We start from the raw sequence: 26,490 nt of genomic DNA, 5'->3' as shown, positions 1-26,490 counted from the left end.
TGGCTCATCTCATGCTATTGATTGGCGTATAATGCAACTATAGAGTAGCAGTATTTTAAATTCGTCTTAGGAATTAAAATCTAAAATTGCACTATGAACCGCTCGTTCTTGACCCACTAGTGACACATAAGGTTCCCGTAAATATCGGTCAGCAGCAGCGATGACATCTGTAGCACGTAAAGATGCGATCGCCTCTTGAAAATCTGTATCAAAATCAATTCCCAGTCCCAAAATTTCATACCAGCCATACATCTGAGCAATTTGGGCATTGGTTTGTTTGCCCAAGGCGTATTGTCCTAGTATTTTGTTTTTTGCTGCTTGGAGTGCGTCTTCGTCTAATTCTCTAGTGAACAGTAAATCAACTTCCTGACGCAAACTAAAAAGAGCAACTTGGGTATTTTCTGGTGCTGTACCCATGTAAACGACAAATGATGCTCTTGAGAGTCGTGTTGGGTAAAAAGCTGATACCTCGTAAGCCAAGCCACGCTTTTCGCGCAGTTCCACAAACAAGCGACTGGAAAGACCATTTCCCAAGTAAGTAGATAGTAACTTCAATGCTGCGTAATCACTTGAGCGCACCGATGATCCCAAATAACCTAGCATAACGATAGATTGCTGGGTTTGTTGAGGTGTAATCTTGATTTGAGGTTCAACGTTGAGTTCTGGTAAATTTAGTTTTGGCAATGGCTGAGTGGGGGATACTTGCCAATCATCAAAAACTTCTTGCACAAGAGCGATCGCATTTTCTGGTGTGATGCGTCCAGCAATACTAATAACGATATTCTCAGGACGGAAATGTCTCTGATGATACTCCACTAAGTCTTGGCGAGTTAAGCGACTCATAGTGGCTTCATTGCCTAATCCCGAGCTTGCATAAGGATGGTTTTGATACATAACATCCCGGAGTTGATCAAAGGCAATCGTAAACGGCTGTTCTTGTTGTGAGCGAATATCTTGTAAGGCAACACGCCGTTCTAATTCTACCTCTGCTTCTGGAAATGTTGGCGATCGCAAAATTCGTGCCGCCAACCTAAACATTTGTGCAAAATCTGAGGTGACTGTCTTCAACGAAAGCAAAAAATAATCAGATGCAGTGTCTGCACCCAAACTTGCTCCCAGCGACTCCACTTGTTCGGCAATTTCCAAACTCGTAAGTCCATTACAACCTTTTGTAAGCACCGTTGATAGCAAATATGCTAACCCAGCTTGTTCTGGGTTCTCATAACAGCTACCAGCGCGGGCAAAAATTCGTGCTGCAATAATATCTGCAGCCGGATTTTCTACCACCAAGACTACAATGCCATTGTTCAATACTGTGCGGTGGATATGGGATTGTTGCTGCGATGTTGTCATTTGTCCTAAGTCAATTGTCTTTTGTTATTTGTCCTTTGTCTTCCGTCATTTGTCTTTGATGCTAATGACTAATGACTCATGACTAATGACTAAGAGGGTTTAAGTACTGTAACCACGTAATGATTGGGTGAGAGATACTCTTGTGCTAGTTTTTGCAGTTGTTTGGCATCAAAGAATTGAATTTGCGACGGATAAGCCACTGCTAATTCAGCTTGAGCAATCGTGTTGTAGTATCCATAAAGTCCTGCAAGCTGATTTGGTGTTTCGGTAGAAAATGCAAAGTCATTACACAGGAGTCTTTGAGCGCGCTTTATTTCCTGTTCCCTGATTCCGTTGTCAATTAAATCTTGCAAATGTAGACGAATTAAGGATTCGACACGTTCCACATCTTTTGGTTCTAACCAAGCTGTGATTGTAAATAAACTGGAGTCTTGTTGTAAGGAAAAATGACTACAGATGCCCTGTACCAATTGTTGCTCTTCTCTCAAATCACGCACTAGACGAGAGGTGCGTCCTTGCGCCAATAAGACAGAAAGTAAATCCAATCCACAACAAGTATCTAGCTGTTCGACTCCAGGTCCAATCCAAGCCATTAACAACCGCGCCACTTCTAGGCGAGGCAAAGAAAGTTCGTGACGACGAATTCCAGGTATAACCGGCTTCGCCACCTCCTTTTTTTGAGGACAGTCACAGCAATGTTCAGCAGAATTAACAAATGTCTGGTTCGCTAATTTTAAAGCAGATTCTGCAGCTACTGAGCCAACAATCACCACTGTCATGTTTTCTGGTTGGTAGTGAGCACGGTGAAAAGAGCGCATAATCTCTGGTGATTGCTTCATTAATTCTTCCTCACTACCTAATATGGAACGTCCGTAAGGATGATGTTGATAAACACTTGAGAGTAGAGCGTGAAATCCGATCCAATCTGGATCATCATGTGCTTGACGAATCTCCTCTAGCACAACATCTCGTTCACGGGTAAATTCATCCTCTGGTATTGCTGCATTTAGTAGTAACTCTCCCATGTAAGGCAAAGTCTCTTCTAAATGTAGGGAAGCTGTCGTGAGAGAATAATGAGCGTAGTCGTAGCTTGTCGCCGCATTGGTTAGCCCACCCTGATTTTCAATCTTTTGATCAAATACCCCTGGCGGTACCCTTGCAGTACCTTTAAAAATCATGTGTTCCAGAAAGTGAGCCATACCAAACCACGGTTCTGGCTCAAAGTTAGCACCTGCACGTACCCAAATATCTGCCACAACAACAGGGGTTGTGGCAATTTCTTGATGAATTAAGGTTAAACCATTGTCTAGTTTGAAAACAGACGCTGGAAACACGGTCTTTATCAGTTTATTTAACAATTCTTTACAGTTATAACCACAATATAGCCTTGTTCTGCGATTCTAACTCTTATTAGCACCCTTATATTGGATCGTTTTACACAGATTTTTTTACTATATAAGCTTTTAAGTAGGGCTCTTAACCCTCCAGGTGTGCGCAGAGCGCACGCCTTGCGGCGTTCGCGCAGCGTCTCCGGAGGAGATACGCCAGTCGCCTGTTAGAGAACTTTTTAATGAATTATGACGCCTAGAACAAGAGTTTTTGTGTATAGCTCTGCACAAACATATATGAAGTTTGTTTATAAATTATCTTTCGATTTTTTAAGTTTTCATGAATTGTGAATGAAATTCAAAAATCAAAGCTCCCATGTCTTAACTGAGCAAGGGAGCTAGATGTTTTGGTACACCGCGACGCCGTTTTACCTAAGTTTATGACCTGGATAAACCAGGTGGGAACGGATGCTGCTCGTTTAAAGTTTCCGGGTACTTTGCCCGGTATACTGCCACGAGAGTTATTAAGCTCCCTTATTCTTAAGGCATAGATCAAAAAACTTTATGGCAGTCACCAACGTAGCAGTGCAACAAACCCATTATAGCTTTCAAAAAGATTTTGTGTTTTTTTCGTTGAAATTTTTTAGCAGGCTTGATGAGGATACCAGATAGACTCTATTTTTAGGGCGATTACAATCGCTTGATCCCGACTTTGAGTATCTAGCAAAACCGTGACGTGTCCCAGTTTGCGCCCAGGACGAGATTCGGTTTTCCCGTACCAGTGGACGTGCGCTTGGGGAATCTGCTCTATTTGCTGGCGCTTGGTGATATAGTCACTTTCAGAAATTTCATACCCCAAAAGGTTAACCATCACAGCACCAGGGCAAATCATGGTTGTGTTACCCAACTGCATACCACAAACTGCCCGTAGATGCTGCTCAAATTGAGAAGTTTCGCAAGCATCAATCGAGAAATGTCCGGAATTGTGGGTGCGGGGTGCGACTTCATTAACCAGCACCTTGCCATCAGGCGTCAGAAAGAACTCTATACCAAAAACTCCCACTGCATCTAGACTATTGAGTAAAGTACGGGCAATCTTGTCTATTTCAACAGCCACCTGTGATGAAACACAAGCAGGTGCGATCGCTCGCCGACACACTTGTTCTTCCTGCTGAGTCTCTACGACTGGGAAAGTACAAACCTCACCACTCACATAACGCGCCGCAATCACGGCTAATTCCCGTTCAAACGGAATAAATTCTTCTAATAAGAAACTATTCGGTTGAGTTTCAAGCTCTTTTGTGCTATACACTTCTAATTTTTGCTTTAAACTTTCTATATCCTTAATGATAAAAGTCCCTTGACCATCATAACCATGGCGGCGGGCTTTCAAAACTGCAGGAAAACCAATTTCGGAGGCGAAGATAACTTCTGCAGTTGTATTCCAATCTTGTTCTATGGCGACAAACCGAGGAACAGGTAAACCCAAGTCCCGTAAATAGCAGCGTTGGTGATATTTATCTAACAGGGGAGCCAATGCCTCCAGTCTAGGACGAAAACAAACGCCTTGTTCTGCTAACTTTGATAAAGCTTCAATATCAACAAATTCGTTCTCAAAGGTAATGACATCGCTTTTTTTGGCTAATTCAGCCGTGGCGTTAGCGTCATCAATTGCAGCGAAAACGTTATCCTTAGCTGATATGGGTACAGCTGGATCGTTGGGGCTAGGAGTTTGCACAACTAATTCAACTCCTAACTTCTTTGCAGCATCCGCCATCATCCATGCTAATTGCCCGCCACCAATAACACCAACACGCTTCATCGACATCCTAAAAAATTCCTAGCTTCCACGGTTTAGTTTAGCAACACTAGTACCGCTGCGCGGAAGTCAAAAGGAGCCGCTTTCGCCTGGGCGGGTTTCCCGCAAAGTCGAGCCACCGCCTCCGGCGTCTACAAGGCTCAAAGTTCAAGTCCGTTTTAACGGACTTGAACTTTGAGCCAAGAAATTTATTTCTTGGCAGGCGAAAATAATAGTGCAAGATCTGAGTTATGCTTCTGACAGGGCATGGTAGCTTTATTTTTGCCGCGTCGTAGTAGCACTCAAAGACTATTCGGGTTTCTCTATTAATAAATCGTGTTTCAGCAGAGCGTTTGCTGCTTTATTGATAAAGTCAAAACTCATACCTGCTCTATCTGCAATATCCAGTAAGCCATGATCGCCGTCAGACAAATTCAGAACCCACAACATTGCTAGTTCTGTGATTTTTGTATCCGTCTGTCCACCAATTGCGCCATATAAACCCCTTTTACCCAACTGCGGTTCACATTTTGGATTTTGGTTTAAGTATTTTTTGTTGTTTTCTAGAATATGTAGAGTTGACAAGCACTTGGAGAATGAATCAGCGAGGGACTGGGGTTTGACAAAATCCAAATTGTCTGCTGATGTATGATATTCAGGATAACAGCTATGAGGTGTTCTCATGAAACAACCAACAGGTAAGTTAAATGCTGGTGAACAAAACTGTCGTTCGTCATAGCCATAAGGAAAGAAATCTATGATGTCATGTTCTTGACGAGAATGTTTTAAAACATGAGTTACAGCTTTATCGATTTCAGCATCACCTCTACGACTTTTTTTATAAGTAGACTTACCGGAATCACCTACACAAGTTAAAACTAAACCGTGTTTAATATTCTGAACCTGACTTTCATTTAAAGAAAGCCAAGTAATAGAACCGATAGTTCCTGGAATAAAGAGAAATCGATAAGAGTATGAAAGGTTTATTTGACTGAGATATTTTGCCAAGAATGTGGAGAGCGCAATCCCAGACAGATTATCATTACCAAGTGATGGATGACAAGCATGGCATGATATCAGTACTTCGTCTGGTTTGTCTCCTTTGAGGTAATACTCGCCATATGTCAGATAACCATTCTCTAAGGAAGAATCAATGCACACCTCATACTCTTCATCTTCTAGTTCCAAGAGTTGATTGTGACTTAGACAAAAGCCCCAGCTTTCTTTATAATAAGAAGTCCGATAAGGAATCCAATCAGGGTGTTCGGGTAGGGTAAATAGATGTTTCTTTAGTTCATCTAAAAGTATCTTTTGGTGAATCGGCACGCTGTAGTTAACAACATGCAAGTTTGATTTCTTAAAGTCTATAATTTTTTCTCCTTTTGAATTCTTAATATAGGCATCTTTAATATTCCACTCTCTGGGTACTGTCCAATCAAAGACTTGAGTACCAGTGGGAACTTCATGCTTAGTTAATTCAATATGTTTTGAAATCCAATGTAGCGTTTCTCGAAAACCATTGCCAGTTATACTACGGCATATAGGATATAATTGCGAGATCAACTGGTACATTTGGTGGCTAACTTCATTTGGGTTAACCTTCTGCTTAAGATCAGTTATATTCATGTTTTTCACCTTTTCTAAAAATTGTTAGTTGCTAAATTTCATTCAGCTTGCTTGCAGGTACGCGAAAAATTACTCATCATAAAATGATAATTAATGTAACATTTAACATTATTGTTATTTAGCTTTTGCTACTGGGGAGGTAGAACCTCCCAACATTCGTTACCAGGCTGAGCCTGATAACGAGAATACAGAGGCTCAGCCTCTTGTTGAGAGTTGCGCAAGCTCTCAGTAAGATAACAGTAAGAGTAGAGTAGGCGAGCTAAAAAACGACTTTACGACAATAAAAACCTTCAGCATACTTACTAGGTGCATTAGATTCCATTCCTCGCAGTCTGAGAAGAGATAAAAATGTTTCTTCTGTAAACCATTCTTTGCTATTTTGTGATGGAAAGCTTTCCAGAATATACTTCACTTTGTTTTGGTAATTCTCTGGATTTAAATGAACAAAGAAATTAGGATTTCCTAAATCACCATCGTACTTGGGTATTTCATATTCTAGAATGAGATGATTTCTAAATGTGTTCCAAGTAAAATCAGAAATTAAGCGATGATCTTGATGCAAATCATGGCGGTAATGAGTAAAAATGATATCTGGGTTATAATCTCGCTTTAATTGCTCGAAAAACTGTTTTACTTCACTTCCCAAGAACGGCAAAAAACCATCTTGAAATTCTTGTATCAATATTTTTTTATTTTGTACTTTTTCTAAGAATTTATTTGCACTGTTATAAGCTTCCTTTTCTCTTTGTACATTTGAACTAAAAACAACCCAATAAAATATCAGATTTGGGTACTTTTCTATTAATCTTAATATTGTGCCTCCACAACCAATTTCGATATCATCGCAATGCGCACCTAAACACAAAACTTTGTAATTTAGATCACTTCTTCTCTCAAAATCAAATTTCAGCATATTGCGAATTCTTTAATATTAGAAAGTACTTCGGGTTAGATACTTACTAAAAACAGTAATGACAGTAGACATCTATTGAGGACATCTACTGTCATGACATGAATATTTACTCTTAAGCTAAACTCGCTGGCATTGAATGATTTACAATATGGTGAATCGGGCTATATTCCAAAGATTTTCCCTTTCTTTCAAGATGCTTCCAAACTGCCCAAGGAGCCTTGCTTTGACAATACATGTCATCTAACTGCTGTTGCTCTTTGAAAGTATCCATACAAGCCCAAAAACCGTTGTATTTATAAGCCACTAGCTGTTGTAACTTCATTAATCTTTGAAATGGTTCTAGAACCAATTCTTCTCCAGGCTCCATATATTTAAAAATATCTTTATTAAATACAAAGAAGCCTCCATTGATCCGAATACCAGCATGTTTTACATCTTGGATATCCGTTACCAAACCATTTTCTTGCATTGAAACCAAATGAAAACTTTGAGATGGTTTTACACAGATAAAACTAGCTGTTTTCTGATGCCTATAAAAGTCTTCGATAATGTCAGGTAGATGTAAATCTGTTAAACCGTCACTGTAATTCGCTAAAAAGACCTCTTCTCCTTCTAAATATTCTTCAATCGCTTGCAATCTTTGACCAATATTTGAATTCAATCCTGTATCGACAAAAGTAATATTCCAATCCTCAATATCACTATTGACAAGTTTTATTTTTTTACCTCCTTGCTGCAAAGTAAAATCATTGGAAGCACACTCATCATAATTGAGGAAATAATTCTTGATCACGTCTGCCTTATAACCTAGACACAAAATAAAATCTTTGTGTCCGTAGTGGGCATAGTATTTCATAACATGCCACAAAATTGGTCGGTAGCCAATATGAACCATAGGCTTAGGAATATTGGTAGAATATTCTCTTAGTCTTGTTCCTAAACCACCACAAAATAAAACCACTTTCATGATGTATTCCTTTTTATTATTATTGTTTTTTAACGAAATTGAACTTGATCGATAGCTGGCTCAAGGATACACATTGACTTCCGGAATTGGCACGACAAATTGACAACCCCAATCACGTACAAATGACATCTGCGACATGATCTCGTTTTTTAGATTCCAAGGTAGAATCAACAGATAGTCTGGCTTTGTTTCTTGAATCTTGTCTGGATGAAAGATGGGTATATGAGTTCCTGGTAAGAATTTGCCTTGTTTGTATGGGTTGCGATCTACCGTGTAATCGATGAAATCTTCTCTGATTCCACAATAGTTCAAAAGGGTGTTACCTTTACCAGGAGCACCATAACCAGCAATTGATTTGCCTTTTCGTTTTGCCGAAATTAAAAATTCCAAAAGTTTGAACTTGGTTTCCTTAACTTTCTTGGCGAATGAAAAATAGTGTTCTATGTTGTTAAACCCAGCCGTCTCTTCCCTAGCTCTTAGCTCTATCACCTGCTGACTAATTGATTTAGAATTATCTTCTGCATGACAAGCATAAATTCTCAGAGAACCACCGTGAGTTGACAGTTCTTCCACATCAAAGATAGCTAAACCGTGCTCTGCAAAAATCTTTTCAACTGTCAGTAACGACAAGTAAGAGAAGTGTTCGTGATAGATGGTGTCAAACTGGTTTTCCTCAATCAGTCGCATTAAGTGAGGAAACTCCATAGTTATCACACCTTTCGGCTTGAGTAAAATTTTAGCTCCTGCGACAAAATCGTTTATATCAGGTACGTGAGCCAGTACATTGTTAGCCGCTAATAAATCGGCTTGCTTACCAACAGCAGCCAATTCACTTGCTGTGTTTTTTCCAAAAAACTTTACAACTGTGGAAATGCCTTTTGTTTTAGCTACCTGAGCAATATTAGCCGCTGGTTCTATACCTAGAACAGGTATTCCTCTTGATACAAAGTATTGCAATAAGTAGCCATCGTTACTAGCTATTTCTACCACTTGACTTGAAGTATTCAACCCAAAGCGACCTATAACTTTTTCAGTATAATTCTTGGCGTGTTCTAGCCAGGAGTCAGAGTAAGACGAAAAGTAAGCATACTCGCTGAAGATATCCTGCGGACTGACATATTCCTGAAGTTGAACCAAAAAACAGCGATCGCACACATACACGTGCAGCGGATAGAAACGCTCCATTTGGTTTAGCTGTTCAGGTGTCACATAGCTTTCACAAAGCGGTGACATTCCCAAATCAACAAAGGTATGCTTTAATGTTGACCCACAGGCTCGACAGTAGCAATGATTCACGGTTGTACTCTTCTGTACGTAAGGCTTTAAAGTTGTTTTACTCATTGATTTCAAATCTTATAGGTAAACCTAGGTTATGTAAACTACCTCTGTTGACTGACTACAAAACTTTACCTCGTAACGAGGCACTCTTCCACGAAGAGGTGCTTGCAATATCCCCTGTAGTACTAAGGCAATTGTCTGTGTAATAACAGTGTCGACCTTCTCTGTTTGCGATCGCGTCCTAGAAAATGTATGACTTAACGTATGAGTTCGAGAAACTACACAGTATTTACGCAACTTTACTAAATGCATACTGTATTCAAAATTATAGGTCATTTAAATAGTAACAGTTTATTAGCCATCAATTATCAGTTTTATAACCGTTTTATTATAACTATTGACTGTTTTTATCTCTTGACTCCAACGAGGTTGTGTGTATTTACTTGGTAATAAAATTTTTATATTTCCTTTGAATGAGGTCAAAGTAACTGACTTTTATTAATATATTATTTTTGCATTAAAAAATAAAAGAATGTTGACTGAAGCTACTTTTTGACCTTAGAATTAAAAAAAAAGCAAGTGCTTTTTGCAATTAATTTTTGATTATATTGATAAATTTATTTCCAAGATTTATGCTTTTCTCCCTTTTCTTAGTTTTTGATTAGTTGAAAATCTAAAAGTATTTGAATTTTAGGTTTTTGCTCAAGAATTTAACATATCTTCAACTTTTCCAAAGATTTTTGACATAAATTTGATATAAATTGTTGATTGTACGGAAATTTACTTTTATAGAGGCATTTGCTGTTTGTTTGATTTTCATGTCCACAATTTGTAAGTTGATTGAGGCAATTCTATGTATAAGTAACAGATCAAAAGCCAGAAGTATTCTGGTAGGTAAGCAAGGTAAACCCACAAAGATCGGGTTTTTTCAGGAAGTGTTTTGTTTCTAAGTCCTGGGGGTGTACCTCAAGGGTAGACGTGTTCGTCCATCTCAAAACAAAATTTTTCATTTAGCATAAAAAATGCGTCCGTTATTTTTGCACGCAAAACAAAAGTTTTGTTGAGAAACATCATAAAACATAAATCCCCTCTGCCCTTTGAGTTCTGACGAACGATGAAATGCCTCATTTATAAAGTCAATCTTAAATCCTTAGATATATTTTGTATGTTGCACAGAACAGTCGTTTTAAAGATGTGATTCTACTTCTTTAAAAAACTAGATGCTTCAACAGTATTGATAGTTTTTTGTACAGAGGTACCCCAGGCACAGCCTTCCCAAAGGACAAAGCATTGATGTTTTCTTTAGAAATTAGTTATCAGATTTTCCAAATCAATCAAACTTAATTTTAATAATCAAACTTTTTTCAACATGTAAAGTGTGAAGAGTGCTTGATATTAATGGTACGTGGAGGTTTAACTTTTAGTTTATGGCAAGGCGTTCACTAAAAGCATCTATCTTAGGGATTCAAAAAGCCAAAAAGGCATTTCAAGTTAGGGAATGGACGCAGGAATATTTAGCAAGTGAAGTTGGGCTAGAAACTCGGCAGCCAATTTGGAAGTTTTTTACAGGTAAGCCGATTGAGCGTCAAAACTTCATGGAAATTTGCTTTCAACTTGGTTTAGATTGGCAAGAGATTGCTGAACTACCAACTCAAAATTTACCAACGGAAAACAAACAAACCTTGAACGACTGCTGGGATATCAATACCTTAGTGCAAGTCGTGCGCTCGCGCCGGATCGAGAAAATTCAAGCTCAATGCGCTACTATGCGGTTGTTAGATATTGCCCAACCAGTTGAGCTAAAAGACATTTATGTCAATGTTTCGATTCTCAATAGCATAACAAGCCAAAGATGGTTAGATATCTTTGAATTGCAAGACTTGGTTCAAGAATTCGACTACTTTGGTTTAGGTGAAGTCTGTCAAGAACGTGTTAGCGCGATGCTTTCAGTTGCAACCTATCCCAAACTGATGATACTAGGTAAACCAGGTTCTGGGAAAACTACCTTTTTACAATATATTGCCCAACAATGTAATCAAGGCAAGTTTCTATCAGATAAAGTTCCGATTTTTATCCGGCTGAAAAACTTTGCCGAAGATGCAACAGAAATAGGCGACTTTAGTTTATTGAACTATATCATTCAAGAGCTTGCCTACTTCGACATTTGCGACCAGCAAATCCAAACATTACTCGCTCAGGGTAGACTGTTGATTCTACTGGATGGCTTGGATGAAGTTCCAGAAGATGATAGCGCTCAAATCATCAAAAAAATTCGCAAGTTATCTGAGGAGTATTACAAAAATCAGTTTATTATCACCTGTCGAATTGCTGCCCATCAGTACCGATTTGAAGGATTCACCGAAGTTGAGATTGCCGATTTTGATTTATCCCAAATCGAAGCCTTTGTCCAAAAGTGGTTTGTCAACATCAGCAGGAATGACAGGGAAAAAGGACAAGCCAAGGCTCGTCAGTTCATGCAAAAGTTGCAGTTATCGGAAAATCAGCAAATTCGAGAACTAGCCGTGACGCCGCTTTTGCTGAATCTGGCTTGTTGTGTGTTTCAAGCTCGTTCAGACTTTCCCGCAAGACGAGTCGAACTTTACAAACAAGGATTTCACATTTTACTCAATCGGTGGGATGAAGCCAGAAACATTAAACGCGATAAAATTCGTCGTCATTTGTCTTTACCTCATAAAGTCAAACTGCTGAGTGAAATTGCTGCTATAACCTTTAAGCAAGAACGTTACTTTTTTACAAAAAGCAATGTCCGGCAATATATCGCGGATTACCTCAGTAAGTTACTCACTGATGAAGTGAAGTCGGAAGTACTGCAACTCAGTAGTCAAACAGTACTGAAATCGTTTGAGGCACATGGACTACTAGTACAGCGGGCGCAGGGAGTTTACTCGTTCTCGCATCTAACTTTTCAAGAGTATTTAGTAGCGAGAAATATTGTTACTCATTCTGAACCAGAGATAGTAGAACAGAAATTGCTCTGGCTGCTTAACCATCTGCATGATCCCCGTTGGCATAAAATCTTTTTACTTACGGCTGGTATGTTAAGAGATGCCACAGAATTCCTTGAGTTAATCAAGCAACACGCTGATGGACTTGTGGGTTTTGATGAGCAATTGCAGGAATTTTTTATCTGGCTTAACCAGAAGTCCCTTTCAGTTAAAGCTCCTTACAAATCTGCAGCTATTCGTGCCTTTTACTTGTCACTAGTCCTTGTTGAAGATTTAACACTGAGCGATAATCTAGCTTTCTCCCTTGCCATCGATCCGAGCGTTGCTAATCATCTTGCCCCGGATTTAGCCATAGATCTCGCTCTTAGCCGTGCACTATCCCTAAGCCAGACTTTACCTTGCAATTCGCCTCTGGAAAGAGTTTTCGCCCTCAACTTTGCTCTTCCAGATGAGCAAACTCTTGTCAGTAAGCCTGAATTGCAGCGATCGCTGCAACAACTCAAAGAAGAATTACCTATGCCAGACAAAGGCACACAGAGGTTAAAAGAATGGTGGAACGCTAATGGTAGTCAGACTTGGGCGAAAAAATTGAGGTTTGTAATGCTGAGAAATTGTAATATTGGTCACCAGTGGCAGTTCAGCGAGCAGCAGAAGAAAGTGCTCAAGCAGTATTATGCTGCCAACCAATTACTAGTAGATTGCCTCAAGAGCAGTTGTGAAGTCACAACCTTCGTGCGAGAGGAAATTTTGGAAACCTTGTTGTTACCTGTCAGCAGAACATCCACTTATGTATTAGAAGATTATAAATGTGCTGATGTTTATCAGTACGGTGCTTGAGCGAACTCGAAACAGAAACAGACCAAAGTTATACGTTAAGTCAAACGTTTTCTTGGACGCGATCGCAAACAAGACAGCTGGAAACTGTTTTCTGGTAAATAAATACAAACAAACTACAGTGTTACCAACACAGGGGTGCCCTGCGGGTGCATCGCAAAGAGCAGTTGGCGGGTTTTCTCACGTCAGCCTGTCCTACTCGAAAAACTGGCAAAACAAAACTGGTTTTGGTTGAGCAAACTAACCTGGCGTTTGGGCAAGAAGGCTACAAAATTTGGACTAACTTGGGAGGTCGTTTGCAATAGTTAACTTTGCCATCTTCTAGCTTCAGTTCTGAACTGGTTGCAAATAAGAAGGCGATTACAGTCAAGGGTAAGTTTTTCTTTCTTGGAGATCAAAAGATTTTCATCAAAGGGGTTAGTTACGGTCCGTTCTCCACCGGCACGCATGGTCACCCCTTTCCAGAAAAACCTGTTGTGGAGATAGACTTTGCCATGATGGCACAGCTAGGGGCTAACTGTCTACGGGTCTATACTGTTCCACCTGATTGGCTTTTGGATCTCGCTGCTGCTCATGGTCTAGTACTGCTCGTCGGCATACCCTGGACTCAGCATGTCGCCTTCCTTGACTCCTCTGCTGTCAAAGCAGAAATCCGTAACTGCATTGCTCAAGGAGTTAAAGCCTGCCGCGATCATCCCGCTACCTTTGCCTATTTGGTGGGCAATGAAATTCCTCCAGATGTTGTGCGGTGGCATGGTCAAAAACAGGTTCGTGCTTTTGTCAAAGAGTTAATGGCAGTAGCAAAAGACAACCATTCACAAGGTCTGGTTAGCTATGCCAATTACCCCTGCACTGAGTATTTAAATATTGACTTTACTGACTTTGTATGCTTTAATGTCTACCTACATCAGGAAAAAGATTTTCGTCGTTATCTCAGCCGACTCCATAACTTAGCCGAAGATAAACCTTTGGTGTTAAGTGAGTTCGGCGTTGACTCTATGCGTGAGGGAAACCAAGCCCAAGCTGAGATTCTCTCCCAGAAGTTGTCATCAAGTTTTTATATGGGAGCCGCAGGGACGATAGTCTTTTCTTGGACTGATGAGTGGTTTACTGGCGGATATGCAATTCAGGACTGGGCTTTTGGTTTGGTTGACGCCGAACGACTCAAGAAGCCTGCGTTCGATACGGTGCAGCAGTATTACACAGCAGCTCTGCCACCAGTGCAACCCGAGTATCCTAAAGTCTCAGTGGTTGTCTGCGCTTACAATGGTGAGCGCACTATGGACAGTTGTTTAGCTTCTCTCAAAGAACTCAACTACCCCAATTATGAGGTCATCGTCGTCAATGATGGCTCGACTGATCAGACCTTAGAGATTACACAGCGCTACGACTACGTCCGCCTGATTAGCCAGGAAAATAAGGGACTAAGCGCCGCACGCAACGTTGGTATCGCCGCTGCAACAGGCGAAATTATTGCCTTTACCGATTCTGACTGTATGGCAGATCCAGATTGGCTCACTTATCTGGTGGCAAAGTTTCTCTCCTCAGGTTTGGCAGCAGTTGGTGGTCCAAACTTATCTCCCCCTGAGGACTCTCTTGTCCCAGCCTGCGTTGCTGTGTCTCCGGGTGTACCCACCCACGTACTTTTGAGCGATGAGATAGCCGAACATATTGCTGGCTGCAACATGGCTTTTCGTCGGGAGGTTCTACAGGAAATTGACGGCTTCGACCGGCAGTATCGTGCTGCAGGTGACGATGTTGATATATGCTGGCGATTGCAAGACAAAGGTTACGCGATTGGCTTCAGCCCAGCTGCAATAGTATGGCACTTTCGCCGTAACACGGTAGATGCGTATCTTAAGCAGCAGCGAGGCTATGGTAAGGCAGAGGCGCTGGTTTATTTTAAGCATCCCAACCGCTTTAACCTTTTTGGACAGCCTAGCTGGGCTGGGAGAATCTACGGAGATTTATCTGCATTTCTTCGTTTTGGGCAACCAAGTATTTACTCTGGTGTCTTTGGTCGCGGTTTATTTCAAACACTGTATGAGCCTTCCTCCTCCCTCATTTCTTACCTCCCTCTGACACTGGAGTGGAATGTGGTGGCTTTGATCGTGTTTGTGTCTGCACTGTTGTCTGGTGATCGCCCCTGGGTAGGTGCAGCAATGTTCTTGATCTCCTGTGTCTGGTGTATAGCTGGTGCCCTACAGGCACGGATTGACTCGCGTTTTCACGGAGCTAGGGCACGCCTACTTGTTGCTCTGTTAATCTACTTAGGTCCTCTTGTACGTAGTGTAGAGCGCTACCGCTGGCGTATTAAGCAACTCACCAAAGCGGAACCGATAAAGTTTGATAGACCGTAAATATAGCGATTTGGATTTGAATCTAATACATCAGGTAATGCAGTGGTGTTGGATATGGAAGCAGTTTCTAATCAAAAAACTCAAAAGCTCACTCAGCAGGGGTTGGTAAAATTTGTTCAATCAACGCACAGAATACATATTTCTTGGCGCGCTTGTGCCTATGAGTTGTCCTACTGGACAGACGAAGGATTGGAGAAGGAGAACCTTCTTCAAGAGGTTATGGATTTCCTGCTCTCCTACAAGTATTTCATCACTGTCGATCAAGGCTGGAGCAACTGGGATTTGGAGATTTATCGGGGGATCTGGTCAAAAATTCAAGTTAAAGTGTGCACTGAAAACCACGGCGGCAACAAGAGAGTGCTGAGGGTGCGTTGTGCACCAAGGATGTCACAGTTTGCCACCATGGCCATAATTGGATATTTTCTTTACACAATCGTGGCAATCGTTCTCGGAATGCCAGAAATAGGTTTAGTTATATTTTTACTTGGTGTATTCAATAGCGCCATTATCTTATATCAGAACTTCCGTTTGGGGCGTACTCTCTACCAGGTGCTAGAGATTGTCGCCAAAAAACTTCATCTCCAGCCAATACACGCAAAAAGCACTCACTCTGTCGTGCGAACCTTACAGCCACAATGACTACCGCAAAGTCCACTATTGATTTGAATATCCATCGACGGTTGCTACTCCAGGCAAAACCGTACTGGTCGCAAATTGTAGGTACTTTCCTGCTTGATTTGGTGTCAACTCCCTTGTTTCTGCTGACGCCTCTGCCGTTGCAGATCGCTGTTGACAATGTCCTTGGCTCCCAACCGCTGCCTAAATTCTTTGAAGCGTTGCTGCCAGAGGTCATCAAAAGTTCCAAGACAAATTTGCTTGTATTTGCTGTCAGCCTCGTGGTACTGATTGCCTTGGTACGTCCGCTTTTGGGAATTGGCAGTTCATTGCTGCGAGCGTACACAGGCGAAAAAATGATTCTGGATTTTCGCTCTCGCCTGTTTCATCACGCTCAGGGCGTCTCACTTTCTTACCACGATACCAGAGGAACCTCCGACTCTGTATACCGCATTCAATACGATGCCCCTGCCATTGAATGGATCACAGTTGAGGGCATTATACCCTTATTAATCACGGGTTTTACCCTCATCGGAATGGTCTATGTGACTGTGCTGATTGACTGGGAACTAGCAGTGATTGCACTCGCTGTTTCACCTATTCTGTTTTTTGTCACAAAAACTTATAGTGGTCGTCTGCGCAGCAAATGGCTAGAGCATGAACACATGGCAAGCACAGCCATGTCGGTCATGCAGGAGGTGCTGGGAACACTCCGTGTTGTCAAAGCATTTGGCAGAGAGGAGTACGAAAGGGATCGTTACTTGCGCCACTCCAAAAAAGCAGTTTGGGCACTTATCCGCGTTACCTTGATTCAGAATCTTGTTAGCTCCGTTGTGAACTTGAGCATTGCTTTGGGAACAGCTGTCGTTCTTTTCATGGGTGTACGACATGTTCAAACAGGAATTTTGACCTTAGGGCAATTATTGTTAGTAAATTCCTATATTGCACAATTATACGGACCGCTACAAGCTCTCGGCAATCAAGTGACAGGACTGCAACGTTCACTCGCTAGTGCAGAAAGAGCTTTATCACTACTTGATGAACCACTAGATGTCCTTGAACGCAACAATGCCAAACCACTTTCTCGCGCCCGGGGAACTGTGGTCTACCGTAACGTCTGCTTTGGTTTCAATAATAACCAACCAGTTCTAGATAACATCTCCCTTGAGATTCCAGCAGGAACGCGCTTAGGTATTGTCGGCAGAACAGGCGCAGGTAAGACAACTCTGGTCAACTTGTTAATGCGTTTCTTTGACCCCACCAGCGGTGAGATTCTGCTTGATGGCGTAGATTTGCGTGACTACAAACTAGCTGATTTACGCAATCAGTTTGCGATCGTCCTTCAAGAACCTGTACTCTTCTCGACCACAATTATTGAGAACATCGCCTATGCCCGCCCCGAAGCCAGCAATCAAGAGATTATAGCAGCAGCAAGAGCCGCTAACGCCCATGATTTTATCTCAAAACTACCCCAAGGCTACGAAACTCAAGTCGGAGAAAGGGGTATGTCCCTTTCAGGTGGAGAACGTCAACGCATCTCATTAGCCCGCGCCTTCCTGAAGAATGCCCCCATCCTGATTCTTGATGAACCCACCAGTTCAGTGGACACAAAAACCGAAGCCGCAATCATGGAAGCGATGGAACGCCTTATGCACAAGCGCACCACCTTTATGATTGCTCACCGCTTAACCACACTGGAAAACTGCGACATGCTCTTAGAACTTGAGAATGGACAAATCGTTAGTGTGACTAAAGACGTGTCAAACGCAATTAAAAATCGGCTTGCACTTGGTGAACACAACACTAACATTAACGAGGATTTAGAGGAGCTTATATGAGCGTCAAAGTCTGCCTCTACGCCAAAACCCTCTACTATCCTACAGGTGGCGGTCACCTGTGGGTCTATCTCAACTGGGCTTTAGGACTACGCGCCCTTGGTTGTCAAGTGATTTGGCTGGAAGCAGTTTTCCCTTGGACAAGCGCACCAGAGGTGCAAGCGTTGGTAACTGCTTTAAAACATAACTTAGAGCCATACGGCTTAGCAGAATCGGTAGCGCTTTGCTGTGCTGATGATCAGCCGTTACCTGAAACTGTACAAAGTGATTGCTTAGATCTCGAAGCAGCAACTGAGGCAGATTTACTGCTGAACATGAGATACGGTATGCCCTCCGATGTCGTCAAGCGCTTCCGACGATCCGTCTTACTAGATATCGATCCTGGTCTGTTGCAAACCTGGATCAGCGCCAGAACTCTAGAAGTCGCGCCCCATGACATATACTTCACTATCGGCGAAACGGTTGGTAAACCAGGCACTCAGATTCCAGACTTAGGACTGGAGTGGCATTATACGCCCCCATGCGTGGCACTAAATTGGTGGACACCGCACCCAACAACTGCAGATGCACCCTTTACCACTGTTTCACACTGGAGTGGTGACGAATGGATGGAAGACAAAGGTGAGGTTTACACCAACGATAAACGAACTGGCTTCCTGCCATATTTTGACTTACCACAACAGACAAACCAGGCGCTAGAATTAGCGCTTTGCCTAGGAGATAACGAACAAAACGAGGTAATAACGCTACAGGAAAAAGGTTGGCGTATCCGTCACTCCCTAGAAATTTCATCCACACCCCAGGACTACCAGCATTACATTCAGAACTCCCGAGGCGAATTTAGCTGTGTCAAACCATCCTGTATTCGGTTGCAAAACGCTTGGATTAGCGATCGCACCATCTGCTATCTAGCCAGTGGTAAGCCCGCCATCGTTCAGAACACAGGTCCAAGCCAGTTTCTTCCAGATTCCGCCGGACTCTTTCGCTTCAACAATTTGGAGCAAGCAACCCGCTGCTTAGAAAAGATAGCCGCTGATTATGAACAACAATGCCATTTAGCTCGTGCACTCGCAGAAAAATATTTTGACGCCCAGAAAGTGACTAAACATTTACTGGAAAAGGTATTTTTATAAAAATTTCATGTGTAATAAAAAGCATTTTAAGTTTGTTCTTTTTTTCTTGGCGTTCTTGGCGTCTTGGCGGTTTTTTATCAATTTATAAGTATTTTTTCACAAAGTTAAGTCTAAAGTTATACAGTATGAGGTGAGCCGTGGAATATTCCGCAAGCACTAACCAAACAAGCGATCGCACCATAGCAATTTTAAGTTTTCACAAGATTGGTGAGCCGCCTCCCAATGGTTGGGAGTCATGGTTCTACATACCAGAAACAACATTTGTTGACCACTTAACCTACCTCCAGAAAAATAACTGGCAAGTTATCGACCTAGCAACCTTCCTGCAAGGTCTGACTACACCAGAAATCTTACCCAAACGCTCTGCGCTACTAACCTTTGATGACGGCTATCAGTCGATGCTAACGACTGCAGTTCCCTTGTTGCTCAAATTTGCATATCCCAGCGTCATCTTCGTACCAACTGACTTCATTGGAAAACATAACTCTTTCGATACCGACTGTGAACCCGAAGAACCAATCTGTACTTGGGATGAACTGCGTCAACTAGAACGTTCTAACGTTTCCGTCCAACCTCATGGAGTCACACATCGGGCATTTTCCTACCTATCCCTTGCCGAACAAGAAGAAGAACTGTCCCGCTCCAAAGCTACCCTAGAAGCTGGGCTGAAAAAGCCCGTCGATATCTTTTGTTACCCCTATGGAGATGATGGACAAGACCCCCAAACCATCAAAAAAGTCCTGCAACGAGTTGGATATCAAGCAGCCTGCCTCTATGGCGGTGATCCTGTTTCTGTAGCCGAGGCGAGCGCCAATCCATATCGTTTACCACGCTTAGCCATGGGACCAGATACTGATTTGCAAGCAATCTTAAACCCAGAAGCAGTTCCCTCTGTTGTTTTCCAATCATAAGTACTAACCCTCACCAACCACATACACTTGTGAGCAGAAAAATATTTCTCCCTCACTCCCTCTCTTCCTCTGCGTCACGCCAGGTGCTTCAAGTCGGGAAACCCGCCCAACGCACTGGCTCCTCTGCGCCTCTGCGGTTTTTTAATTCTTCAGAATAAACCAGAAACAATATCACTCCCATTTTCCAATCAGCCACCAATGTCTTCAAAACTTCGGATCATCGTCACAGGACTCGTCGGCTTATACCCAGTCGGCGGAGTAGCTTGGGATTATCTACAGTACGTCATCGGTCTGGCACAGTTGGGACACGATGTCTATTATCACGAAGACACGTGGAGCTGGCCATACCATCCGCTCAACAAAACTTATACCTCCGAAGGCAACTACTCAGCACAGTACATTAGGGATTTTTTCAACCACTACGCGCCAGAACTGCTTGAACGGTGGCATTACCTCCACCTGCACTCAACCAGCTTTGGAATGAATCAGGCAGAATTCGACGAAGTTGCACGAACCGCTGATGTCTTTTTAAATGTCAGTGGAGCCTGCATAATTCCTGACAACCTCTCATCGCGCTGTGTAAAAATCTTCCTCGACACAGATCCAGGCTATAACCAGCTTATGCTCAGCGAGCGCTTCGACTGGTCAGAGAACGTAGAGCGGTGGTGTACTCAGGTGGCTGCCCACGATCAACACTTCACCTACGCAGAAAACATCTACAGCACAAAATGCATCATTCCAAAGGTAGATTTTGAGTGGAAGACGACGCGGATGCCAGTTGTCATGGATTTGTGGGAGCAAGTCGCACGAGTGGAACCGCCTCAGATGGAAGCGTGGACAACAGTCATGACTTGGAACGCGTTCAAGGGAAAGCTGGTTTACAAGGGTGTGGAGTATAAGAGCAAAGGAAGTGAGTTTGAGAAAGTGCTTTCATTGCCCCAACACACGAGTGTACCGCTCAAAGTAGCTGTAGGTGGTGTGAATGCTCCACTGGCGCGGTTAGCAAACGCAGGGTGGAATGTGGTGGATGGACCAACCGTCACTTTAACACCGGAAAGTTATCAGAAGTTTATCGCCAACTCACGCGGTGAGCTTTCGTCTGCTAAGCACGTTTACGTCGCAATGTCTAGTGGTTGGTTTAGTTGCCGTTCCGCTTGCTACTTGGCTGGTGCTCGTCCTGTTGTTGTTCAGGATACTGGCTTTACGGAGGTCTTTCCAGTGGGAGAAGGTCTTTTAACCTTCAAAACGCAGGAGGAAGCTGTTGCTGCTATTTATAATGTTGAAGCAAACTATACATTGCATGCAAAAACAGCACGTGATATTGCGTATGAATATTTCGATTCAGAAAAAGTACTGAGAAATTTTATAGAGAAAGTAAATCATTAGGGATTTTAGGTCATGTCTGAAACAAGAGTAACTGTAGCAATTCCTACTTACAATCGAGCCTCCTTACTCAAATTTAGTCTTGAGAGTGTTTTGGCACAGGATTATCCAGATTTTCAGGTTTTAGTCTTGGACAATGCCTCGGATGACGACACAGAAGCAGTTGTGCGCTCGTTCGCCCAGCAGGATGAACGAATCACTTACATCCGCAATCAGACTAATATTGGTGTGCTGGGTAACTGGAACCGCGCGATCGAACTCAACACCAGCCCTTACTTAACAATTTTGAGCGATGATGATTTGATGCTCCCAGGATTGATTAGCGAATCTGTCCAGGCGTTGGATGAGCATCCGCAAGTCGCGTTCTCGTTCGCCTTAGTCCGGTTCATTGATATTGATGGTAATTTATTACACTTTCAAGAGACAAAAAAGATAGCAGATGGTGTGATCAACGGTCTAGATTTTCTGGAACAGACTGTCTCCTGGCAGGGTTGTCCTGTTTATACCTCAAGTATTTTTCTACGGAAGTCAGCGCTGGCAGTTGTTGGATCGTTCGACAGCCCCCACACCAAGCATACATTCGACTTGACGATGGTTTACCGCATGACTGCACGCTTCGATATCCTGTTCTTGCGGAAGGAACTTGTCCACGTCCGTCTGCACCCAGGACAGATCACAGAAACTGACTGGCGCTATGACCGCAATGGACCGGTTGGGGTGATGGCTGAGATAATTGACGGTGTGAGTTACCTGTTAGAGAGCGATCGCGCCGCAGATCCAGAATATCGCAAATGGTTAGCAGAACGCCTCCTCGCCCTTAACGCCCGACAAAGCGAATTTGCACACTTGGCTTTGCCATATATGCAGCATACCTGGGAAGAACGATTGCAATTTGCAACTCAGGAAGTCGCGAAGCTGATACCACCTGATGAAAGCTTTATCCTGGTTGATGATGGTCAGTGGCAATATGAGGCGATCGCTGGTGGACGTGCTATTCCCTTTGTAGAAAAAGATGGGCTGTATTGGGGACCACCAGAAGATGACACAACCGCTATCGAGGAAGTTGAACGGTGGGAACAAAAGGGAGTGAAGTTTATTGTCTTTGGGTGGCCATCCTTCTGGTGGTTTGATTACTACTCTGGATTCTACCGTCACCTACGCTCTCGCTACCCTCGTGTGTTTAAGAATAGCCGTCTCGTCGTATTCGACCTCCAGTCATGAAACAGACTTTACCACACTTGTTACAGAAAAACGTCGATTCAGTCAGCCGTCTGCGGATCGTCGTCCTCGGCTATATTGTGCGCGGACCTTTAGGCGGTATGGCTTGGCATCCTCTGCAATACATTATGGGTTTGGCAAGTCTGGGTCATGAGGTGTACTTTATTGAGGATAGTGATGATTATCCCTCTTGCTACGACCCGGTTCGGGGGCTTACGGATACTGACCCTACCTATGGCTTACAGTTTGCCAACAGCATTTTTGAGCAAGTTGGACTGGGCGATCGCTGGGCTTATTACGACGCCCATACAAACTCCTGGCTAGGATCATGTGCTGACCGAATCGGGGAAATTTGTGCAACAGCCGATTTGCTGTTGAACATCAATGGAGTTAATCCTGTGCGTTCTTGGTGGGAACAGATTCCTGAGCGTGCTTTGATTGAGGGAGATTCGGTTTTTACTCAAATTCGGCACATAACCGATCCAGTCGCCCGCAAGCAAGCTTGTCAACATACAGCTTTCTTCTCTTGTTCAGAAAACATCGGTCTTGCCCAATGTTCTATTCCCGACGATGGGTTTCCCTGGCAACCCACGCGTGTACCAATAGTTCTAGATGCTTGGCCAGTCACACCTTTTGTGTCTGATTCCCAAGGCAAATTTACAACGGTTATGCAATGGGAAAGTTACCCAGCACGAGAATACAATGGTATCTCCTACGGCTTAAAGGCAGACTCATTCGCTTCCTATATCAATTTACCAGAGCGGGTAGGATCTATTTTGGAGTTAGCAGTGAGTGGAGCTAAGACACCCAGCAACTTGCTTGCAAGCAAAGGCTGGGAGTTACGAGAACCACCAACTCAGACTCCTTGGACTTATCAACAATACATTCAGCAATCCAAGGCAGAATTTAGTGTAGCTAAGCACGCCTTTGTGATTAGCAACTGTGGTTTGTTTTATGATCGCAGCGCTTCTTATCTTGCCAGCGGTCGTCCTGTGGTGGTTGAAGAGACAGGCTTTTCCGATTGGCTACCAACAGGAGAAGGAGTGATGGCATTTCGTAACTTGGAGGAGGCGATCGCCTCAATTGAAGAGATTAACAGCCGCTACGAGTTCCACTGCAAAGCCGCCCGAGCCATTGCCGAAGAGTATTTTGACGCCCGTAAAACTCTATCTCGTCTGATTGAATGCATAATGAATTCTACAGCAGAAAGCAGGAACCACCCGAGCAGTTAACTTTTAATTCTTAAGGCTTAATAAAAACTGTACTGAGTTCTGTTTAAAAATCAAATAAGAATCCTATATGATGGCATAAAGCATACAAAATCTTATACTGCCAAAAAAACGGCTTCAAGCTGCGGGTGCTTAAGAAGAACACAGAAGACAGAACGATAGTTACAGAATATCCCCAGGATTTTATCCGTGGGGATTTGAACGCGGAAGACTTTCTTTTTTTCCACGAATCAATTCTGGGGCTTGGAACCAGTTCTCACCGAACCAGAACTCTTAATTCAGCAAGGAGAAAACGGGTTTAACATTCTGACTTGTGAGTTCTGACTCCTGAGTTCTTTGTTGGTCAAGAATCTCCCCAAATCAATAGCCATCACCTGTGAGGTTTTTATGATGGGGCACTACCAAAAAAAGAAATTTAAAACTGGAATTCAATGGCTAGCGTGGTCAGGGGTTCTAGCGGCGCTCAGCGCTGGCGGCTATTTAACCTACTTCCTAGTTGTGAATCGACCTCCCGAAGCAGTCGCAGTAAGCTTGGTCACGGTGGAGCGAGGCAATGTTGAAACCGCAATCAATGAGAGCGGTACTGTTGAACTACGCGAACAGAGGGTAGTCAAGTCCCCAACCGATGGTGCAGTGGAACGGGTATTGGTAAAGCCAGGGCAGAAAGTAAGGTCTGGTCAAGTGCTACTCACGTTGCGTTATCCTGAGCGAAAAGTTGCCATTGCCAAGCATGAATTGGAGATTCGGGAACAGGAATTTACCGTGGTACGCAATCGTGAGAAAATTGTCGAAGCCCAGCAGCAACTCACAGCCGAACAGCGGGAACTCAGCAAACTTTCATCCCTGGCCAAAGTGGGAGCTGTTGCTCAACAACAAGTTCAAAAGCAGGAAGACACAGTGCGTGCAGACCAGGCAAAAGTGCGAGATGCTCAGGCAGAGGCACGTATCAGCGCTCTCAAGCTTGAGAGTCTGGAACTGGAGCGCCAACGCATTCAGCAGCAACTCAAAGATACCATTGTGAGTGCGCCGTTTGATAGTGCAGTTTTGGGTGTTTATGTCAAGGATGGTGATGGGGTTCAGTTCCGCACTAACTTGCTCACTTTAGGCGACCTTAAGGAAGTACTGGTCAAGCTTCAGCTTTCCACCCTCAACGCAGCCCGAGTCCGGGTGAACCAAGTTGCCCGCGTGAATGCGATCGGACCATCAGCACAGAAGTTCACCGGACGTGTGCAAAGTTTGTATCCTCAAGCACTCACACCTGAAGAAACTCAGAAACAGGAGGGCGGCAGCCAAAACCAATCAACTCAATCGGTGGTGCCTGCAACGGTGCTGCTTGATACCCCTACTAGCAAATTGCTCCCTGGTAGCCGGGTGAATGTTGAGGTTGTTTTAGAACAACGACAAAACGTAGTCGTTTTGAGTACAGAAGCGATTCAACGCTCTGAAGCACAGCCCTTTGTCTGGGTTCGGGATAGTCAAAATAAAGCCCAGAAACGAACCATCAACCTGGGATTGGAGGGGTTAGTAACCGTAGAAGTGACCTCTGGTTTGCGTGCTGGCGAACAGATTATAGTGCCGCCTGCCCAGTCGCAACTCAAGCCAGGAACACCAGTTACCCCTTCTGAGGGAACTCAAGAATGAACTACCCAGACCTACTTCGTTGAGGTCTGGGTTTCTGCACCCAAACCAGTAGATCCAGATTTTTGACGTTTCGTTTGCCCTAGTTGCTTCATGCTTCCAGCCTTTTTGGTGGTGCGTGAAGTAGAGCTAGCCGCATCAGCGTCTGCGAGGTTCGTTCCAAGCCCCGTCAGATTTCCTCTTGCCCAGTAAAGCATGACCTCGGCTGCAGCTATATCCCTGTCTTGCACATATCCACAAGATCTGCACTCGTGCACTCTGACATCGAGCGTTTTCTTGTGTTGATGCCCACATTTGGGACAGGTTTGGCTGGGTTTTACTTTCTTGGTGGGGACTTCGATGAACACGCCACCGACTTGTTCTACTTTGTACTTTATAGTACTACGAAGCATTCCAAACCCTACATCAAGAATGGATTTGTTTAACCCAGCTTTTTGCTTCCTACGTTTAGCCTTTTTTGCTTTACTAGTCATATTTTTGACTTCTAGTTTTTCGGTTGCAACGAAGCTATTACTGCTTACTATTTCTGCTGCAACTTGATGAACCCAATTTTGACGCTGTAAGCCAACTTTTCGAGTAAGTTTGCTGACTTTTGATTGGGCTTTCTTCCATCTTCTAGAAGCTTTGATTTTTTTCTTTCTATTTGGTGCTCGTTTCCGTCTTTTCTCAATAGATGCTTTCTTGATCTGACGTTCCGCGTTCCTCAAGAACTTTGGAGCGTCAATTTGTTGATGGTTTTCTCCGTCAGTGATTGACAGTGCTGATTTACAACCCAAGTCAATACCAACTGCACCAGATGGCAAGGCCTCAAGCTTTAACGCTTGATCTGGAACATCAACAGTGATAGATGCGTACCACTTACGATTGCGGTAAACAATCGTGCAAGTTGTCGGCTTGCCCCAGTACTTGGCTTTGCCGCGCATCTGAACCCGACCGATTTTTGACAGATTCAAATACCCGTCTTCACCATTGGACTCAACTTTGAATCCTGCACCGTCTGGGTAAGTCCAAGCCGAATAGTGCCTGATTGACTTGAATCTTGGGCGATTGCCTAGTACAGCACGGCGTAAGTTAACCAGGTATTACTGTGGGAGAATGAGTAATT

General features: G+C 43.2%; 19 protein-coding genes and 1 other RNA gene. 11 read left to right on the top strand and 9 right to left on the bottom strand.

Annotated elements, in window-relative coordinates:
• Nucleotides 1–66: 66 nt before the first annotated feature.
• The 8 genes from AC5590_RS27650 to AC5590_RS27615 all read right to left on the bottom strand — a co-directional run bounded on the left by AC5590_RS27650 (nucleotide 67) and on the right by AC5590_RS27615 (nucleotide 9,326).
• Nucleotides 67–1,353, bottom strand: coding sequence for a M16 family metallopeptidase (locus tag AC5590_RS27650; protein ID WP_169266534.1), 1,287 nt, complete (start codon nucleotides 1,351–1,353; stop codon nucleotides 67–69).
• An 89-nt stretch (nucleotides 1,354–1,442) separates the two neighbouring features.
• Nucleotides 1,443–2,687: a M16 family metallopeptidase gene (locus AC5590_RS27645; protein ID WP_169266533.1), complete on the bottom strand. Its 1,245-nt coding sequence runs from the start codon at nucleotides 2,685–2,687 to the stop codon at nucleotides 1,443–1,445.
• Nucleotides 2,688–3,089: 402 nt separating this feature from the next.
• Nucleotides 3,090–3,273, bottom strand: a non-coding RNA gene (gene ssrS / locus AC5590_RS27640) — 6S RNA.
• Between the two features lie 51 nt (nucleotides 3,274–3,324).
• Nucleotides 3,325–4,503: a 5-(carboxyamino)imidazole ribonucleotide synthase gene (locus AC5590_RS27635; RefSeq protein WP_169266545.1), complete on the bottom strand. Its 1,179-nt coding sequence runs from the start codon at nucleotides 4,501–4,503 to the stop codon at nucleotides 3,325–3,327.
• Nucleotides 4,504–4,788: 285 nt separating this feature from the next.
• A complete protein-coding gene (locus tag AC5590_RS27630; protein WP_169266532.1) occupies nucleotides 4,789–6,105 on the bottom strand; it encodes a DUF4910 domain-containing protein in 1,317 nt (438 codons plus the stop codon).
• Nucleotides 6,106–6,364: 259 nt separating this feature from the next.
• The gene (locus AC5590_RS27625) at nucleotides 6,365–7,018 is read right to left on the bottom strand and encodes a PIG-L deacetylase family protein (protein ID WP_169266531.1); all 654 of its coding nucleotides are present in this window, start codon (nucleotides 7,016–7,018) and stop codon (nucleotides 6,365–6,367) included.
• A gap of 112 nt (nucleotides 7,019–7,130) precedes the next feature.
• The gene (locus AC5590_RS27620) at nucleotides 7,131–7,985 is read right to left on the bottom strand and encodes a glucose-1-phosphate cytidylyltransferase (RefSeq protein WP_169266530.1); all 855 of its coding nucleotides are present in this window, start codon (nucleotides 7,983–7,985) and stop codon (nucleotides 7,131–7,133) included.
• Nucleotides 7,986–8,045: 60 nt separating this feature from the next.
• Nucleotides 8,046–9,326 (bottom strand): class I SAM-dependent methyltransferase, encoded by a 1,281-nt coding sequence (locus AC5590_RS27615; RefSeq protein WP_169266529.1) that lies wholly within the window; start codon nucleotides 9,324–9,326, stop codon nucleotides 8,046–8,048.
• A gap of 1,364 nt (nucleotides 9,327–10,690) precedes the next feature.
• On the opposite strand from AC5590_RS27615, the gene AC5590_RS27610 reads away from it, so the two are divergent.
• From AC5590_RS27610 to AC5590_RS27560, 11 genes are all read left to right on the top strand, one after another.
• A complete protein-coding gene (locus tag AC5590_RS27610) occupies nucleotides 10,691–13,066 on the top strand; it encodes an NACHT domain-containing protein (RefSeq protein WP_169266528.1) in 2,376 nt (791 codons plus the stop codon).
• 146 nt (nucleotides 13,067–13,212) lie between these two features.
• Nucleotides 13,213–13,368 (top strand): hypothetical protein, encoded by a 156-nt coding sequence (locus AC5590_RS27605; protein ID WP_169266527.1) that lies wholly within the window; start codon nucleotides 13,213–13,215, stop codon nucleotides 13,366–13,368.
• 6 nt (nucleotides 13,369–13,374) lie between these two features.
• Complete coding sequence (locus tag AC5590_RS27600; protein WP_169266526.1) at nucleotides 13,375–15,423, top strand: glycosyltransferase; 2,049 nt, start codon at nucleotides 13,375–13,377, stop codon at nucleotides 15,421–15,423.
• Between the two features lie 54 nt (nucleotides 15,424–15,477).
• Entirely contained in the window at nucleotides 15,478–16,062 is a 585-nt protein-coding gene (locus AC5590_RS27595) for a hypothetical protein (RefSeq protein ID WP_169266525.1), read from the top strand.
• A complete protein-coding gene (locus AC5590_RS27590) occupies nucleotides 16,059–17,876 on the top strand; it encodes an ABC transporter ATP-binding protein (RefSeq protein ID WP_169266524.1) in 1,818 nt (605 codons plus the stop codon). Before AC5590_RS27595 ends, AC5590_RS27590 begins: the two co-directional genes overlap by 4 nt.
• The gene (locus AC5590_RS27585; RefSeq protein ID WP_169266523.1) at nucleotides 17,873–19,006 is read left to right on the top strand and encodes a glycosyltransferase; all 1,134 of its coding nucleotides are present in this window, start codon (nucleotides 17,873–17,875) and stop codon (nucleotides 19,004–19,006) included. The genes AC5590_RS27590 and AC5590_RS27585 overlap by 4 nt, the downstream gene beginning before the upstream one ends.
• A 137-nt stretch (nucleotides 19,007–19,143) precedes the next feature.
• The gene (locus AC5590_RS27580) at nucleotides 19,144–19,917 is read left to right on the top strand and encodes a polysaccharide deacetylase family protein (protein ID WP_169266522.1); all 774 of its coding nucleotides are present in this window, start codon (nucleotides 19,144–19,146) and stop codon (nucleotides 19,915–19,917) included.
• A 198-nt stretch (nucleotides 19,918–20,115) separates the two neighbouring features.
• Nucleotides 20,116–21,303, top strand: a complete 1,188-nt coding sequence (locus AC5590_RS27575; RefSeq protein ID WP_169266521.1) for a glycosyltransferase family 1 protein — start codon at nucleotides 20,116–20,118, stop codon at nucleotides 21,301–21,303.
• Nucleotides 21,304–21,315: 12 nt separating this feature from the next.
• A complete protein-coding gene (locus AC5590_RS27570; protein ID WP_169266520.1) occupies nucleotides 21,316–22,521 on the top strand; it encodes a glycosyltransferase family 2 protein in 1,206 nt (401 codons plus the stop codon).
• Complete coding sequence (locus AC5590_RS27565; RefSeq protein ID WP_169266519.1) at nucleotides 22,518–23,750, top strand: hypothetical protein; 1,233 nt, start codon at nucleotides 22,518–22,520, stop codon at nucleotides 23,748–23,750. Before AC5590_RS27570 ends, AC5590_RS27565 begins: the two co-directional genes overlap by 4 nt.
• Before the next feature lie 384 nt (nucleotides 23,751–24,134).
• Nucleotides 24,135–25,388 carry an efflux RND transporter periplasmic adaptor subunit gene (locus AC5590_RS27560; protein WP_211178563.1) on the top strand — a complete coding sequence of 418 codons (1,254 nt, stop codon included), beginning with the start codon at nucleotides 24,135–24,137 and terminating at the stop codon, nucleotides 25,386–25,388.
• Between the two features lie 11 nt (nucleotides 25,389–25,399).
• Here AC5590_RS27560 and AC5590_RS27555 read toward each other — a convergent pair whose 3' ends face one another.
• Nucleotides 25,400–26,464 carry an RNA-guided endonuclease InsQ/TnpB family protein gene (locus AC5590_RS27555; RefSeq protein WP_370460806.1) on the bottom strand — a complete coding sequence of 355 codons (1,065 nt, stop codon included), beginning with the start codon at nucleotides 26,462–26,464 and terminating at the stop codon, nucleotides 25,400–25,402.
• Nucleotides 26,465–26,490: the final 26 nt, after the last annotated feature.

Origin of the sequence: Brasilonema octagenarum UFV-OR1 (assembly GCF_963888615.1) — a bacterium.
GTDB classification, from domain to species: Bacteria; Cyanobacteriota; Cyanobacteriia; order Cyanobacteriales; family Nostocaceae; genus Brasilonema; species Brasilonema sennae.
The sequence above is the reverse complement of the archived record's forward strand: the minus strand, read 5'-3'. Positions and strand labels throughout refer to the sequence as shown.